At 39.5% G+C, this 16,332-nt stretch carries 12 protein-coding genes and 1 pseudogene; 8 read left to right on the forward strand and 5 right to left on the reverse strand.

Going from position 1 to position 16,332, the window contains the following annotated elements:
- Nucleotides 1-18 precede the first annotated feature (18 nt).
- Nucleotides 19-600, forward strand: a complete 582-nt coding sequence (locus E4O04_RS11580; RefSeq protein ID WP_253687088.1) for a hypothetical protein — start codon at nucleotides 19-21, stop codon at nucleotides 598-600.
- A gap of 3 nt (nucleotides 601-603) precedes the next feature.
- Here E4O04_RS11580 and E4O04_RS11585 read toward each other — a convergent pair whose 3' ends face one another.
- Nucleotides 604-1,293, reverse strand: a complete 690-nt coding sequence (locus E4O04_RS11585; RefSeq protein ID WP_256488817.1) for a YibE/F family protein — start codon at nucleotides 1,291-1,293, stop codon at nucleotides 604-606.
- Between the two features lie 215 nt (nucleotides 1,294-1,508).
- Nucleotides 1,509-2,770, reverse strand: a pseudogene (locus tag E4O04_RS11590) (transposase).
- A gap of 523 nt (nucleotides 2,771-3,293) precedes the next feature.
- On the opposite strand from E4O04_RS11590, the gene E4O04_RS11595 reads away from it, so the two are divergent.
- Together E4O04_RS11595 and E4O04_RS11600 are read left to right on the forward strand one after the other, a co-directional pair.
- A complete protein-coding gene (locus E4O04_RS11595) occupies nucleotides 3,294-4,448 on the forward strand; it encodes an IS3 family transposase (RefSeq protein ID WP_253708151.1) in 1,155 nt (384 codons plus the stop codon).
- 11 nt (nucleotides 4,449-4,459) lie between these two features.
- Entirely contained in the window at nucleotides 4,460-5,986 is a 1,527-nt protein-coding gene (locus E4O04_RS11600) for a hypothetical protein (protein ID WP_253708153.1), read from the forward strand.
- 68 nt (nucleotides 5,987-6,054) lie between these two features.
- On the opposite strand, the gene E4O04_RS11605 is transcribed toward E4O04_RS11600, so the two are convergent.
- Nucleotides 6,055-7,671, reverse strand: a complete 1,617-nt coding sequence (locus E4O04_RS11605; RefSeq protein WP_253710854.1) for an ATP-binding protein — start codon at nucleotides 7,669-7,671, stop codon at nucleotides 6,055-6,057.
- Between the two features lie 71 nt (nucleotides 7,672-7,742).
- On the opposite strand from E4O04_RS11605, the gene mazG reads away from it, so the two are divergent.
- Complete coding sequence (mazG, locus tag E4O04_RS11610) at nucleotides 7,743-8,588, forward strand: nucleoside triphosphate pyrophosphohydrolase (RefSeq protein WP_253687081.1); 846 nt, start codon at nucleotides 7,743-7,745, stop codon at nucleotides 8,586-8,588.
- Between the two features lie 61 nt (nucleotides 8,589-8,649).
- Here the strand turns inward: mazG and E4O04_RS11615 are convergent, their stop codons facing one another.
- On the reverse strand, nucleotides 8,650-9,396 hold the full coding sequence (locus E4O04_RS11615; protein ID WP_253708156.1) for an FKBP-type peptidyl-prolyl cis-trans isomerase: 747 nt from the start codon (nucleotides 9,394-9,396) through the stop codon (nucleotides 8,650-8,652).
- A 132-nt stretch (nucleotides 9,397-9,528) separates the two neighbouring features.
- Here E4O04_RS11615 and E4O04_RS11620 point away from each other — a divergent pair, with 132 nt between their 5' ends.
- From E4O04_RS11620 to ispF, 4 genes are all read left to right on the forward strand, one after another.
- Nucleotides 9,529-11,181 carry a nucleoside kinase gene (locus E4O04_RS11620; protein WP_253687078.1) on the forward strand — a complete coding sequence of 551 codons (1,653 nt, stop codon included), beginning with the start codon at nucleotides 9,529-9,531 and terminating at the stop codon, nucleotides 11,179-11,181.
- 80 nt (nucleotides 11,182-11,261) lie between these two features.
- Nucleotides 11,262-11,894 (forward strand): CarD family transcriptional regulator, encoded by a 633-nt coding sequence (locus tag E4O04_RS11625; RefSeq protein ID WP_253687076.1) that lies wholly within the window; start codon nucleotides 11,262-11,264, stop codon nucleotides 11,892-11,894.
- Nucleotides 11,881-12,612 carry an IspD/TarI family cytidylyltransferase gene (locus tag E4O04_RS11630; protein ID WP_253687075.1) on the forward strand — a complete coding sequence of 244 codons (732 nt, stop codon included), beginning with the start codon at nucleotides 11,881-11,883 and terminating at the stop codon, nucleotides 12,610-12,612. Before E4O04_RS11625 ends, E4O04_RS11630 begins: the two co-directional genes overlap by 14 nt.
- A complete protein-coding gene (gene ispF / locus E4O04_RS11635; RefSeq protein ID WP_253687073.1) occupies nucleotides 12,609-13,094 on the forward strand; it encodes a 2-C-methyl-D-erythritol 2,4-cyclodiphosphate synthase in 486 nt (161 codons plus the stop codon). Before E4O04_RS11630 ends, ispF begins: the two co-directional genes overlap by 4 nt.
- On the opposite strand, the gene E4O04_RS11640 is transcribed toward ispF, so the two are convergent.
- The gene (locus tag E4O04_RS11640) at nucleotides 13,066-16,311 is read right to left on the reverse strand and encodes a SpiroCoCo family coiled-coil protein (protein WP_253708158.1); all 3,246 of its coding nucleotides are present in this window, start codon (nucleotides 16,309-16,311) and stop codon (nucleotides 13,066-13,068) included. The two genes, ispF and E4O04_RS11640, sit on opposite strands and share 29 nt — an antisense overlap.
- Nucleotides 16,312-16,332 lie beyond the last annotated feature (21 nt).

Here is a 16,332-nt window from a genome sequence, read left to right on the forward strand (position 1 = left end):
TTAACTTAGGAGAGAAACATGAAAAGAAGACTTATTTTTTCACTTATGGTGCTCGTACTGATATTTTCGGTACAAGGATGTTTTTTGTTGGACCAGTCAACCATGGATACGCCGAAACCGGCCCCGATGACATTGGATGTCGGAAGCCGAATAAACGGTAAAACGATTGTTTGGGTTAACACAAAGGGTGATTCTTGGCGCTTTTTAGCTATCGGAGCACCTTCCAAACCTATACAGTGGGCCAATGATGCAAGCAGATTTTTAAACGATAAAAATATGGCTGCAGATATGGGAAAAGGAAAAGCTAATACCTTATATCTAACAGGTGAATTTAGTTCTCACGCGCACACAGTATCCAATAATGCAGCTCATTATTGCAGATCAGTCGGAGGCTGGCTCCCCTCGCGTGATGAGGCCGAAAAAATTATTCCTTTTGCAAATAAAAACTTTTGGACTTCAACCGCCGAAAAAACATCAAAAGCATTTTATTATGATATAACAACAAGAAGCTTTAAAACGGAATTTAGAAATGAAAGAGACAAGATTGTAACCATACCTGTTTACTACCTTGATTCAAACGGAAATGAGGTTAATCCTTAAAGATTAGACCGCTTGGAATTCCCGAGTATAAGGCTGTTCAAAAAATTTGAACAGCCTTTTTTTAATTCTTCCTAAAATATTTACCAAGTTTACGGTTATAGGAATCGTGCAAATTAAACCTATACTCCCTGAAACAGCCCGCAATATCTCGGCAGATAAGAGTTCCAAGTTTATAATTTCCGTAAAGCCGTTGGAAAAAATTATAAAGAGCAAGAGCACGGGGATAGATGTACTGACATAAGCAAGAACCAGAGTGTTTGACATAGAACCTATAATATCCCTGCCTATATTCATTCCTGATTTTACAAGCTGCTTATTCGAAATCTTAGGACTTACAGAAATTATTTCCCACATTGAAGAAGAAATAGACATGGCGACATCCATAACAGCCCCTAGGGAACCTATCATAATACCTGCAAATAAGAGGCCCTGATAATCTATCTTGCAGTATTGAGGCACAAAGGCCAGCATTTGAGCATCCTCGTTTCCAAGGCCTGAAAGCCTTAAAATTTTTCCTGCAACAAAGGCAAAAAGGCCCGCAATAATAACGCCGCCTATGGTTCCTAAAATAGCCGTATAGGTCTTTTTATTCTTCCCCGAAATTATAAAAAGAGTAATGACCGAGGCAGAGCTGCAAATTATAACAGCCCAAAGCAGCGGTTTATTTTTTAATTTAACCGCGAAGCACGCCAAGGACGCAAAGAATTTGAAAGAGTCTTCGTAAGATATTCTTTTATAATCCTTTGCGGTCTTTGCGTTCCTTGCGGTTTTATTAAACGGTGTGAGAAGATTGTACTGTGTAGGTGATTGTTTTAATTTAACCGCGAAGCGCGCGAAGGACGCCAAGGAATTTGAGGGAGTGTGAGGGCCTTGTCCAAAAAACTGTGTAAATGCTTTCTTTTAATTTATCAAAAAGGAACCCTTTTGTCAAATAGTATAGCAAATTGATTAACGGCAAGAGGCCAATTCCTTATAAGTCTCGTCCACCTTTTACTCGCATTGCGTATCGCAAGATACATCACTTTATATATCGAATCATCGTCCGGAAAGCTTGATTTATTGCGAGTGATTTTTCTTAAGCTGAAGTTTAACGATTCAATCGCATTCGTCGTGTAAATAGCTTTTCGGATTTCTTGGAGGATAATTAAAAAACTCACTTAGCTCATTCCAATTCCTCTGCCAAGCTGCTTTAATCATTGGATACTTGTCATCCCATTTCTTTCCAAAATCTTCAAGAGCTTCAGCGCCGCTTTTTTCATTTATAGCTGAATATACTTCTTTCAAGTCTTTGCATACAGCTTTAAGGTCTTTGTAAGAAACAAATTTGGTAGAGCTTCTAACCATATGAACTATGCAATGCTGTATATGAGTATCCGGAAATACAGCCTTTACCGCTTCAGGAAATCCGGTAAGTCCATCCATACAGGCTATCAGAATATCTTCAGTCCCTCGGTTCTTTATTTCCGTAAGAACTCCCATAAGGCTTTCAGCCTTGTACTGTAAGGAAGTGATTGTACATGTCCGCTTTTCGCAGACTGCGTCTCCAAAATTTTGCTCCCTCAGTATTAGATAGCCAAAGCCCTAATACTTCTTTTTTGCCTTCCCAATTGATTGCCAGAGCTACATATAAGGCTTTATTGACGTTTTTTCCGTCTTGACGGCAATTAACACGTAAAGCATCTAGAAATAAAATAGGGTATGATTTATCTAGCGGACGGTTTTGCCATTCTCTGACATCCATCATTACTGATTCCGTTACATGCGAAATAAGCTCCGCTGAAACATTTACACCATACACTTCCTGTAAGTGCCGCTGAATGTCACGGCAACTCATACCGTATGAATACATCGAAATGATCTGATCGTTGAATAAGGGACTGCGTTTCTCATGTTTTGGTATAATAACAGGCTCAAATGTACTGTTTCTGTCTCGCGGTACATGTATATTGGTAGTACTGTTATCATCCAAAATTACAGTCTTCTCACTATAGCCGTTACGGCTGTTACCCGAATTATCCCCTGCATTATCGTGCTTAAGATAACCAAGATGTTCATCCATTTCTGCCTGCAATACCCGCTCATAGAATCTACTAGTAAGCTGTCTCAAGATTCCATCACATCCGTTAAGTTCTTCTTTTGTCATTCCATGAAAATCGAGTTGGTCAAGCATCAAATCGATTACATCTTTTTCTTTGTTCTTTCTTTTGGCTGTCATAATATTTCTCCTAATATATCATTTTTCAGCCATTTACACAATTTATTTTACAGGGTCTCGTATGTATTCTTCTGTTTCTGGAATTACAATTACTTCTTTCAAAATATAAAACCTCCATATTTGTCTACAAAAAATATTATATAAACTAAATAATATTGTTCTTGTTTATTATTTAAATAAATATTTAAAATTATTTTTCAATACAATTTTTTAATACCTAGGTCATACCCCCTCCTCCAACGCAATTAATTCTATCAAAACACAAAAAGCCCGTACAAAATAAATTTGCACGGGCTTTTAAGTTAAAATAAACGCATGTAAAAACAACAAATAAAAAATCTTCAAGCGTTGTAAATATATAAACCGATTTAATTGTAGAATAAATGTTTAAAGTAAAAAGATAACTTGAATTAATTACATTATTATCCGGCTGTATGAACTGACCCCATAAATTAGGACACCTTTAGGAGGTGTACAGATGGGTAAAACAGAGAAGTATAGTATTGACTTCAAACTACAAGTTGTAGGAAAATATGAACGAGGAACATGCGGCTACAAAAGACTCGCCAGAACATACGGGCTTTCTCGAGATACCGTACGCGATTGGTGTCTAAATCCACGTCTGCATGAAATAACAACTATGACTCGGAAAAAGAAAATTAACAACGAAGAGTGCGACCTTGAATATTATAAAACGGCTGCTCTTTTTTGGGAAACCTATGCAAAGAATATCGAAGCGGAACTTGCAAAACAAGGTAAAAAAAAACTCGTTTTGAAAACGATGGAGGACTGCCTATCAATAGCACCGCACACGAAGATACGGAAATTGTGTAAAGTTGCAGGAGTTTCAAAGTCAACATTCTATTATAACCGGAAGAACGACAGTCAGGCACAGAAGGATGCACAAATCGTAACTTTGCTTAAGAAACTGCCCAAGGAAGTCCTATTACGGCGAGGAAACAAGGCGAAAGCGAATATTATAAGACAAAAATTCGGTGTTCTTGTGAATCACAAGCGCATCGAGCGTATTTGCCGAGCATATGGCCTTCTTGCGAAGAATAGAAGAAGAAAGTTTCCTAAACATTATTACGAGCAGCGCAAGCAAAACAAGCAAAACCTACCTGAGAATATTCTGAATCGTCAATTCTATGCAGCAGAACCGCTTAAAAAACTCTGTACGGATGTATCATATTTTCGTACCACAAAAGGATGGTTGTATCTAAGTCCTGTGCTTGATTTATATAGAAATCAGATTAGTGCATACCACATGTCGACTCATAATGATGAAAAACTGGTTATGGATATGTTGGATAAACTTCCATGCCTTGAACCCGGAGCGCTTCTCCATTCCGATCAAGGCGCAGTATACACTTCCAAAGCATATACAAATCGCCTTAGGGAAAAGAAAATCATTCAAAGTATGAGCCGTAGGGCAACCTGCTGGGATAATGCCTGTATGGAACATTTTTTCGGAACTCTCAAAATAGAAAGCGGATATAACGAGCTAATAAAAATCAGAACTCCGACAGAACAAGAAGTGAGAGCTCTGATTGACAATTTTATAAAATATTACAATAATGAGCGTATTCAAAAGAATCTCGGCTGGCAGCCGCCGGTCGAAAAATATGCTTAAACTGTCCTAAAATGTGGGGCAGTTCACACCCACACGGGGGGGAGCTCTCTGTTTCTTCGGATAAGCTAAAAGCAGAACTCACAATAAAGGATAAACAAAGTATAAAACTTACACTTAAGTTTGTTAGTGTAACAGGTACACAACTTACAATCGATTATGACGGCTCAGTAAAAAGGGTTTTTATCATGAAAAATGGGACATCCATCCCAAAAGGCTCAAAGGTAGATGCAGGCACAGAGATTGTTATTGAAGCAAATTTATCGGCGGGCATGGTTATAGATAAATGTCTGGTAAACGGTAAGCCGGTCTCAGGCGAAATAATGATGGGCTCTCTTATCTATAAGGTAAACAGGGCGGATGCAGACAGCAATAAAACCCTCAAGTTCAGCTTTACCGAAAAAACACCTTCCAAAGGAACCGTTCACTGGGGTACGGAAAGCCCCATGACATGTAAAACAAGAAACCAATACGGTAATTGGATTGAAATAAACAACGGCGGAGAAGTACAAGAAGGTGACCAGCTTAACTTTTATGCCAAACTTCCCCAAGGAAAAGTAGTAGATAAGTGGACGGTAAACGGCCTTGAAGTATCAAGCGGCTCAGATAACAGACCTAACAGATTTCGACTTACCGTAAAACCTGAGCACTTTGTAAACGGTAAGATTACTATAGCTTATACCGCAAAAGGTGCAGTAAAAGGAACCGTTCACTGGGGTACGGAAAATCCCATGACATGTAAAAAATGGAACCAACTCGGCTCAGACACCCCAATAACTAACGGAGGAGAAGTACAAGAAGGTGACGAGCTTAACTTTTATGCCAATCCTCCTCAAGGGCAAATTGTCGATAAGTGGACGGTAAACGGTGTTGTAACAGAAAACCACTCGGGAGGCAATGATCCTAACAGTTTTTGGCTTAACGTAAAACCTGAACACTTTGTAAACGGTAAGATTACTATAGGCTATACAGTAAAAGATCTGGCTCAGACAAAGGTAAACTTTGATGACAACATAAGGTGTTCTGTAAACCGAAATGGAACAGACATTAATGTAGAATCCGGAACAACTATTGTTTATGAGTGGGAATCTCTAGACTTTAAAGCTCTGGGTATGCCTTATTCCGCTGTCAAAGGCTGGAAAATAAATAACGAGGAGCCTCAAGGCTGGAATGGGCAAGAAAACAACCTGTTCGCTTTTACGGTAACAGAAGCATATATCTCACAAGCCTTAGGCGGTGCCATAAGGGTAAGCTGCGAGCTTAAAGAAGGCTTAAAAAGTGCAGCTTTGGACTTTGATTCAGCCAAGATAAAATGCCTACAGAACAGCCAAGGCAACAGCTATGAAATCAATTCGGGCCTAAGAGTTTATGCCGGTATCGGGCTGTCATTTAAAGCCCTTTTATCCAGTTCCGAAGAAATAAAAAGCTGGAAAATCAACGGTATTGAGCAGGAATACAGTGAAAGTACCGAGTTTTACTACACGGTACAAGAATCAGACTTAATCGGAGATAACTTTACCGTAGACATAATGCTTAAATAATTTTTAAGTAATTATCCGGCAAAAAAAGCGGCCTGCACCTAAGTGCAGGCCTTTTTCTTAAACTTATTTCAAAATCGATCCCCCTCTTCTATTAACCACTCCCCGACGGTCTTTTCTTCCGGATCAAAGCTGACGCCTATAAGTACTATTCTTTTGTTTTCGGCCTTGAATCTTTCGGCATAGTTTTTTTCTTTGATTTGTTTTAAGGCGGCTTCGGCACCTTCTTTTAGTTTAAACTCAAATATGTAAATTGCACTGTCTGTTTTTATGACGGCATCGGTTCTGCCGTTAGCAACAGGTATTTCAAGCTCAATAAACTGCCCCAAGAGGGCAAAGACCAAGTATACGCAGACCTGAAAATTATGCTCCCTCAAGACAAGGCTTTCGCCGCTCTCTTTTTTTACGGTATCATAGGGGAGACTTGCCATTATCGACTTTAACCTTTGCATAAACTCTTCTACCCTTCCCGCAATTATATCCCTATAAAATTGGGCTATGCAAAAAGGTCCTTCCGCATAGACTACATTGCAATAATTGGGGAAAAGATTGTATAAAAAACCGTATCTGACTTCATCGTTAGGAAAGCCGAGCCTGTAAAGCTGCAAGAGCTTATCGTAACCCTTAATCGTCAAATAACCTGCCTGAAACAATACGGGGATTTCAGAACCTGCTTCGGCCCTGTAATCGGATAGACCGGCCGAGGTCATCTCCACATTGCCGTCAAGGTTGGGAATGTGATAATCGCTCCGCTTTAAAGAATTTACCAAAAATGTGGGCGTTCCGGTAGCAAACCAATAATATTCAAATTGATTTCCGAAAAATACATTAAGTAAGCTGAAAGGATTATACATTCTTTCAGTATCGGGAGAAAAACAATAGCCGTCATATTTTTGCTGTAAGGTTTTGATACAGGCCTCATAGCTTAATTCGTTGGCTTGGGCCAGGGCTTTTATTTCGGGCTCGAAGGTTTTTAATAATTCGGTATGAGTTATTCCGCAGATGCCTGAAAATTGAGGCGTTAGACTTATATCGTTTAAGTTGTTTAAGTCGCTGAATATGCTGACCTTGCTGAATTTTGTCACCCCCATCAAAAAAGCCATACGTATATATTGGTCGGAACTTTTTAAAACCGAGTAAAAGGATTTTAGAACGGCACGGTACTCGTCGTTCAGACTTTGATTTTCCATAGAGTATAAAAGAGGCTTATCATACTCGTCGATCAGTACAACCGCCTGTTTTCCCGTTTTTTCATAGGCTCTTTTTAAAAGACCTTCAAAGCGTTTTGCAAAATTATCCTCAGCTCTGGATGTACCATATTTTTCTTCCAAATCGGACAAAAACACATTAAAATTGGTATTCAAAGCTTCAATATTGTCATATTTTCCGACATTAAAGTCCAAGTAAAAAACGGGATACTCCTGCCAAATTTCTCTTTTTCCCTTTTCGGCTTCTTCAAGTTTTTCGATTGCGAGGCCCTTAAACAATTCTTTTTTTCCTAAAAAATAAGCTTCCAATGTCGAAAGAAAAAGGCTTTTTCCGAACCTTCTCGGGCGGCTTAAAAAATAAACACGTCCTGTAGAGGCTAATTTATAAATATATTCGGTCTTATCTACATAGAGATAATTATCATCACGCAATACCTTAAAACTCTGTACGCCTATCGGCAGCTTTCTACTAAAATCCATCATGACTAATAGTCTAGCACAAGGCTGATAGCTTGTCAATTATCGGACCTTTTTGCTATAATACCCTCATTATGGAAAATTCACAACTGATTGAGAGCTTTGAAGCTCTTTTTAATGTAATTAAAAGATTAAGAGACCCCGGAGGCTGTCCATGGGATATAGCCCAAACCCCGATGAGTATGCGCCGACCCCTTTTGGAAGAGGCCTATGAGGCCGCCGATGCAATAGAAGAACACAAGGCTTCCGGTAAGGATGCCGAGCATGTAAAAGAAGAACTTGGAGACATCCTTTTAAACGTACTTATGATTTCTTATATGTACGAACAAGAAGGGCTTTTTTCGTCTGCCGATATTATGAAAAATCTTACAGAAAAACTGATAAGAAGGCACCCCCATGTTTTTGGAGAAACCGAGGGCTATGAAGGCCCTGAAAGCGATAAAAAGGCTTCAACTCCCGAATCGGTTTTAAACCAATGGGAAAACATAAAGGAAAAAATCGAAAAACCTAAAACCGAATCGATTTTGGATTCCATTCCTAAAAATTTTCCGCCGATGCTTCGGGCCTTAAAGATTTCGAAAAAAGCTGCAAAGGCAGGCTTTGAGTGGAACGAAATCGGAGGCGTCATCGAAAAAATAAAGGAAGAAACGGCCGAATTTGCCGAAGCCGTTAAATCGGGCTCAGAGTCCGCTATGGAAGACGAGATAGGAGATGTCTTTTTTGTTGCAGTAAACGCTGCCCGATTTTTAAAGATAGATCCCGAAATGGCCCTCATGCATGCAAACAGAAAATTTGAAACCCGTTTTCGATTCGTCGAATCCGAAATGAAAAAAAACGGCTTTGACCTTTTGCCTGAAAATTCTGAAAAAATGGAAGAATTTTGGAATAAGGCTAAGCTTGAAGAAAAAGCTAAAAACTAACACCGCAAAAAAAAGAGTTTTGCCTAAAACGCAAAACTCTTTTTTTTGCTTTTACCGGTTACTATTTTTTCGGTACGATCTTTACAAGCTCAATGTCAAAAATCAAGACTGCATTGCCGGGAATTATAACCGTATTGCCTTGGGCAATTCCCTGCTCTCCATAGGCCAATGCCGGCGGAACATAAAGTCTGAACTTTGCATCCTGGCTCATCAGCTTTAATCCCTCTCTCCAACCCGGAATAACTCTCGATAATTGAATCTTTACGCTTGATCCGCTTTTATATGAATCATCAAAAACCTTTCCGTCTACAAGTTTTCCGATGTAGTTTACTTCAACCTCGTCATTTTCCGAAGGATAGAAATCTTCCTTACCCTTTGAAAGCACCTCATACTGTAAACCTGATTCGGTAACTATAACGCCCTCTTTAGCCTTGTTTTTTTCCAAAAAGGCATTGGCCTCTTCAAGGGCCTTTGCAGCTTTTTCCAGCTGAGCTATTTGAAAGGCTTGGTTTATAATCATCTGAGCATCTTGAATATCTTTTTCATTAAAGTCCTTAGCCATCGCCTCATTATAACCTTTTAAAATATGCTGAGGATTGAGTTTTATACCGTCTTGCTTCACGGTTTGTGCTATAATAACCCCGAATGCATAACCGACTTCATTTTCGGTTACAGATATTTTTTCCGCCTCGGCCGAGGTTTTTTCTGAAGAAGCCTCAGATTCAGCTTTTTTATCCTTACAAGCCGTAAACATAAAAAACAGACAAGCACAGCATAAAATAAGAGTAAAATTTTTAATAAATTTCATAGAATAAATCCTTATAAAAATTGAATGTAGAAGGGTAAGATTACCAATCTTTTAAAAAACAGTCAATAGCTGGACTTTTATAAAAAATATGATATAATTGATATAGTACAATTTAATATAAAGGAGAGTCTCATGGCTTCATTTAAAATAACCTTTCCTGACGGAACTCAAAAAGAATTTGTTCATCCTGTGTCGGCACGTGAGCTGGTGCAATATTTTCCGGCCTCCCCTGCTCCTATAGTAGGCATAAAGGTCAACAATTTAGTACTACCCTTAAATAAAACCATCGATGTACAATCCAAGATAGAGCCGGTAACCTTAACGGACCGTGAGGGCTCAAATTTTTACCGAAGGACACTCTGCCTTATTTTGGCAGCAGCTGCAAAGGAACTCTATCCCGGCTTAAGGCTTTTAATGGGGCACAGTTTGGATTACGGTTATTATTACACCCTCGAAGGAAAAAATTCATCTAAGGTAGACTTTAAGGCTATCAAGGCAAAAATGGATGAGATGGTAGCTCAAGACATGCCTATCGATACCCATTGGCTTTCCTACGAAGAGGCTTTGGAGAAATTCGAACACTCAAATCAGCCTGACACCTATAGGCTTTTAAACTATACCAGCAAGCCCCGCATTTTAATAAACCGTTTAGGCAGCTATGAAGACCTTTATTTTCAGCCCCTCATGGATAGAATAGGAGAGGTTAAGGTCTTTGATGTAATGCCCTATGATAACGGCTTTTTACTCAGGTTTCCGAGGACCTCATGTCCTACAAAACTTTCAGAATTTAAAGACATACCTCATCTTTTTGAAATTTATAAAGAGTATAAACAATGGGGAAAGCTGGTAGGCGTTTCCTCGGTAGGTCAGCTAAACGATTTAATTACTTCAAGAAAAATAAAAGATTATGTCGAGATTACCGAGATACTCCAAAACAATAAACTCGCAGAAATAGCAAAAAAAGTAACGGCTAAAAAAACAGCACGGGTAATCCTGATAGCAGGGCCATCCAGCTCAGGAAAGACTACCTCCGCCAAAAAACTTTCAATGCAGCTTAAGGTCCTTGGTTATGTGCCTAAGGTTATAAGCCTTGATGATTTTTACCTCGGCATAGCCAAAACGCCGAAAAAAGAAGACGGGCGGCCCGACTTTGAATGCGTTGAAGCCTTGGACATTGAGCTTTTAAACGATGTACTCCTCCGCCTTTTTAAGGGCGAAACAGTCGAAATGCCCTCCTACGATTTTAAGGTGAGCAGCCGCCGTCCTGAAGGCAAGATGTTCACTCCCGAACAAAACACCATCTTTATACTTGAAGGAATACATGCTCTAAACGATAAACTTACGGCAAAGATAGACGAGTCATTAAAATTTAAGGTCTACCTTTCAGCCCTGACCCAGCTTAATTTGGATGACCATAACCGCATTCCGACTTCGGACAACAGACTTATAAGACGCATAGTACGGGATGCCCAATTTAGAGGCAGCCCTGCAGCAAGGACAATAGGAATGTGGGGCGATGTAAGAAGCGGAGAATCAAAATATATTTTCCCCTTCCAAGGAAACGCCGATGCAGTCTTCAACACAGCCCTGGACTACGAGCTTTCAGTCTTAAAGGTTTATGCAGAACCTCTTTTAAAGGCTGTAAAGCCGAATCAAAAGGAATACAACGAAGCATCGAGACTATTAACCTTTTTAGGAAACTTTTTACCTCTTCCGGCCGGTTTTGTGCATGGACAATCCATATTGCGAGAATTTATAGGAGACAGCGATTTTTCATACAGCTAGACCTTTTCATACGTAGTGCTAAAGGCAAAAATTCAGCCTCGTAGACTAAAAAAAATATTTATGCTATAATGCTCAAACATATGAGTAAGAAATTTGTTTTTTCCGCAAAAGAAGTTGTCGTTTACCCGGGTCAGGGTGTTGGTACTGTCACCGATATCACCAAAAAAGAGATAGCCGGCGAAGTTATAGACTATTATGTTATTTATCTGGCTGACTCCGATATGACGGTCTTAGTTCCTATTACCGGAATCGATAATCTTGGAATAAGGCGCATAGTAACAAAGACAGAAGCTGAAGCAGCCCTCAAATTCCTGTCTGAAGATTTTGAACCCATCCCCATAGATTGGAAGGCACGCTATCAAATGAATATGGATTTATTTAAAAGCGGAAAAATCTTGGACACAGCCTCTGTTGTACGCTCCCTCTACCAGCGCAGCAAAACAAAGGAGCTTCCCATTCAGGAAAGAAAGCTCTACGACTCAGCCTATAGAATTTTTCAAGACGAAATAGCAGCAGCATTAAAGATGACGAAAACCGAAGTAGAGGCATCCATACACTTACACCTTGAACCGCTCGGCGGCCCGATAGAAAAATTCAAAGATGAATATGATGATGACGATGACGACTTAATCGTAAATGAGGATGAAAGACTTGACGATGACGATATGGATGAAGACGACATAGAAGATTCGGATATGTATGAGGACGATTAAAAGTTTAGGCTTTGCAGCTGTAATAACTGCAGCGGGCAAATCCCAACGGATGAATTTAGACACAAAAAAAGAATATTTAAAATTACCTGAATACGGAGAGGACGTTACGGTTCTCTCCGAATGTCTTTTAAAATTTTTGCAAACAAAGCTGTTTGACGTAATAGTTATCACTGTTCCCTCCAGCGATATTTCAAAAGCCGAAAGTTTAATTTTTAAAGATAAGAGAATAGCAAAAACTCTGCTTGAAAAAAATACAAAAATAATCTTTGCAGCCGGTGCCGATACAAGACAGGCTTCCGTCTTTAAGGCACTTGTTAAACTTGAAGAACTTAAAGAAAAAAACGAAGCCGATTTTAACTTTGTATTAATCCATGACGGGGCCCGCCCCAGGGTCAGTCCTGAGCTTATAAAATTCGTTTCTGATGAGTTAAGCAAAAACGGAGCGGTAATCCCCGGCTATCAAGCCGTTGATACGCAAAAAATAGCCGACAAATCCGGTAAAATAACCCGGCACCTCAAACGCAGTTCCGTATTCTCAGTACAAACTCCGCAAGGATTCGACTTTGAAAAGATATTGGCCGCTCACAAAAAAGCTTCAGGAAACGGGAAAGAGTATACAGACGACAGTGAGATTTACGGAGAATTCGCAGGAGACGTTTTTATTTGCCCGGGAGAAATATCCAACAAAAAAATAACTTTTAAGGAAGATATAAAATGAGAACAGGCCTAGGCTACGACTTACACCGCTTGATCAGAGGAAAAAAACTTATGATAGGCGGAATCCATATTCCTTTTAAAAAAGGTGAAAAAGCCCACTCGGATGGAGATGTCCTCCTTCATGCCATAACCGATGCCCTTCTCGGAGCCTGCGGCATGGGCGACATAGGAGAATTTTTTCCTCCAATCGATAAAAAATGGAAGGATGCAAATTCTGCAGATCTCTTATCGATGGTATGGGAAAAGATAAGTGAGCAAGGATGGGAAATTCAAAATATTGACTGTGTAATAATAATCGAAGAACCAAAAATCCTTCCCTTCCGAGAAGAAATAAGAGCTTCAATAGCAGGAATTTTAAAAATAGAAAAGAAGCAAATTTTTATAAAGGCTAAGACCGGCGAAGGCATAGGAATAATAGGAAGAGGCAAGGCCGTTGCCGCCCTTGCCTCATGCCTTATCTTTTGTCGGCATACTCAAGAATAAGATCTACTTCCCCGAGAGATAAGTTTAAGGCCTTTGCAATCTCGTTGTTTTTCCAGCCTTGTCGGGAAAGTTTTAGTACGTTTTCTTGCACATTTAATGACGGACTTCCGCTTTCGTTCCTTTCGGGTTTTTCTCCCTTAAAGAGGTCTGCCATCAGCTTTAACTGAGCTTCGGATTCGCCTGAAATTTCTTTTAGCCTGGTTTCGGTGGCGGCAAGCCAGCTTCTGGCCTGCTTTAGGTTATCCATCTTGGAATTCAAATCCTCTAATGTAGAATCTACGCTTTCAATCTTCTCGCAAACAGCTTCAGCCCTGCCCTGATTTGACAAAAGAGTCTCAAGGGTTACCTTTATCTTTTCCATTTCAGGAGGAATTACACTTACCTCAGTCTTAAACTGTTTAATATCAGCTTCAAGATCTTTTAGGTTTTCAAAGGCAGAATCAATGCTTTCAAGAGTTTGGTTTAAAACCGCTTCTTTTTTCTCAAGCCTTTCGTAGCGGGTGTTTACATCACCGATACCCTCTTCCAACCGTCTGATTTGCACCTGATATTGCTGTAAATCATCATTTACGGCAGTAAGCTCGATGATTTTTTTGTCCATAGAATCGGAAAGGGTATTAAGCTTTATAAACTCGCCTTCAAGAAGCTCGATATTTTTGCGCTCATTCATAAAGCGGCTGACCTTTTGTTTAGCTTCCTCTTCCAAATGAGTAACCTTCTCATATTGAAGAGTCAAGTCATCCATTGCGTTTCTATAAACTTCAAATTTAGTAACCTCATTTTTAAGAGAAGCAATGTCTTTCTCTAAACCCTCTTTTAGCTCATCAGCTCTTTCAAAGACCTTAGTTTGAGTAATAAAGTCATTTTGTTTTTTATCTATCTCTTCTATGAGCGAATTTAGGCGGTCTGCATCGGCCTGTATCTTTTCGCGGACCTTCTCTTGGGTTTCATCAAGGCGGTTTCTTACTTCGAGAATCATATCATTCATACCCTGTACGGATTGCTCTGCCTCAGAAGCGGCATCATTGATTCTTTTGTTGATTGCCTCATTGAGTTTTTCTGCCTCAATATTAAAGCGGTTCGTTATTTCGGCAGCATGTTCATCAATGGCCTTATTTGCAGCTGCAACCTTGGTATCAACGGAATTAAGCTTAGCTTGAATACCGTTAAAGGCATCTCCGCTCTTTGCTACAAAGTCCTTGTATTGGGCATTGTACTTGGTATCAAGATTTTTAATGGCATTTTCCGTCAAGCCTGCAAAGTTTGTAATCTTCTCATCAAAGAAGGAGCGAGCATCCGTAAACTGCTGATCTGTGCGGCTCTTCCAAGCTTCAAAATCTTTTTTAATTGTCTCAAACTTAGCTTCCGATTCTTCCCGGATTGAAAGGAGCTTTTCTTGCAAGCCCTTTGAGGTATTTTCAAGTTCTGCATTTTGATTGGATATAGCCTCTCGAACCTGATCCTTATATGAAGCAAGCTCAGTCTCAAGCTGCTGCGAGGCCTTTGCTTTTATCTGATTTATATCTGCACGGAAGGATTCTATATATTGCTCTACAGTACCGTCCATTGCAGCAACTCTCGAATTTAAACCTGCTTCAACATCTTTAACCTTGTCATCCAGTTTTGCAAAAAGGGCCTTATATTCTTCGGCGGCCTGACCAAGTCTTACACGCAGTTCTGCCTTATATTTTTCTTCCAAATCCTTTCTTGCAGATTCGTTTTCAGAAGCAAGAAGAGTCATGTTGGCGGAAACATCCTCTTTCCACTGATCAAAACTTAAGTTTATAGCCTCGCTCCTCTTTGCAAGGTCTGCAAAGAAATCGTCTTCAAACATTTTGAGTTTTTCCGAAACGTTTGTATAGGCCTTAGCTTTTAGATCATCGATGCCTGCATCAATAGTCTTCATGCGTTCGCGTATTTTTTCGGAATTATTTGTAAACTCGTTAAAAAAGTTCTGCTGGCTTTGCTTTGCAGCATTTACATAAGAAGAGAATTCGGCCATCATCTCATTTTTGATAAGACCTTGAGATTTTTCGATTTCTTCTTTTAAGCTGTCGACGTTTTCAATAGCCTTTTCAAATTTGGTAAATCTCTCTTCTGTCTGAATCTTAAATTCATTTAATTTTTTATCCGTAAATTTAGAAAGAGAATTTACGTTATCCTGAAAGTTCGCAGCAAGGGAATTAAACTGAGACCTCATTGTAGCTTCCGTTTGGCTCAAATCTGCAGAAAGAGCATCCGAGCGCACCGAAACACTATCCTCAGCATCCTTTAATCTTTCGGATATGGAGTTTATACGTGAAGAAATATTTTCTTCGGTTTGTGAAAAATCAGACTGCATTTGAGCAAGATAGTCCTTTGCCTGAGTTTCCCATTCTGCCCTAAAATCGGAAGCAATCTGTCTTGTTTGACTTAAATTGTCATCCATCTGAGCTTCAATCTCTGCAGCTGTCTCTTCAAATTCTTTGCGGTAGCTTTGAACCCTTTCCGCCGTTTCTTCCTTTAACTTAGCAAAGGCAGCCTCTTGAAGGGCACCGGCCTTGTCTGCAGCAGAGTTATACGCTTCTTTATATAAGTCTTGAAGTTTGATAGCCGTCACTTCCAAGAGCTCGCCGGTATCTCTTTGGGCTGAAGCAAGGCGGTTTTCAACATCATTAATTACAAGCCCCATTTCGTCCAATATTTTGCTCTTATATTCACTTAGTTTTGCATCGGCTTCGGCTGCAAAATTTTGCTTTAATTCCGGAATACTCTCGGTGAGATTATTAAGTTGAGCCCTTGCATTATTGATGGATTTTGCAAGCGAATCGACAAAGTCCGCTTCTCTTGTAATTTCCATTAGATTTTTTTCTGCCAAGGCCGTCATATCCATAAGTTTTTGAATTGTTTGACCTGATTCCGTAATATATCTATCAATATCCCTGATGGCAGCAGACCGTTCTTCTACTGTTTGACTTTGCACTAAAAAATCGGCTCGAAGTTCATCAAGCCGCTTTACCGTCGCAATAGCCTTACTTTGCTGTACCCCTAATTCTGTGGAAAGATCGCTTAAAGTAGAATTTTTTTCGTTTACAAAAGCTTCAAGATCTTCCTTTATTTTATCTCCGTATCTTTTTGCTTTTTCGATGGAGCGGTTATTCTTATCGCTTTGTCTAAAAGCAATAATAATACCCACACAAATTACCAGTGTTATAAGATTGAATAGAATATAACTCATTAAAAATTCCCACCCTTTTTT

It is taken from the genome of Treponema sp. OMZ 799 (assembly GCF_024181365.1).
GTDB lineage: Bacteria > Spirochaetota > Spirochaetia > Treponematales > Treponemataceae > Treponema_B.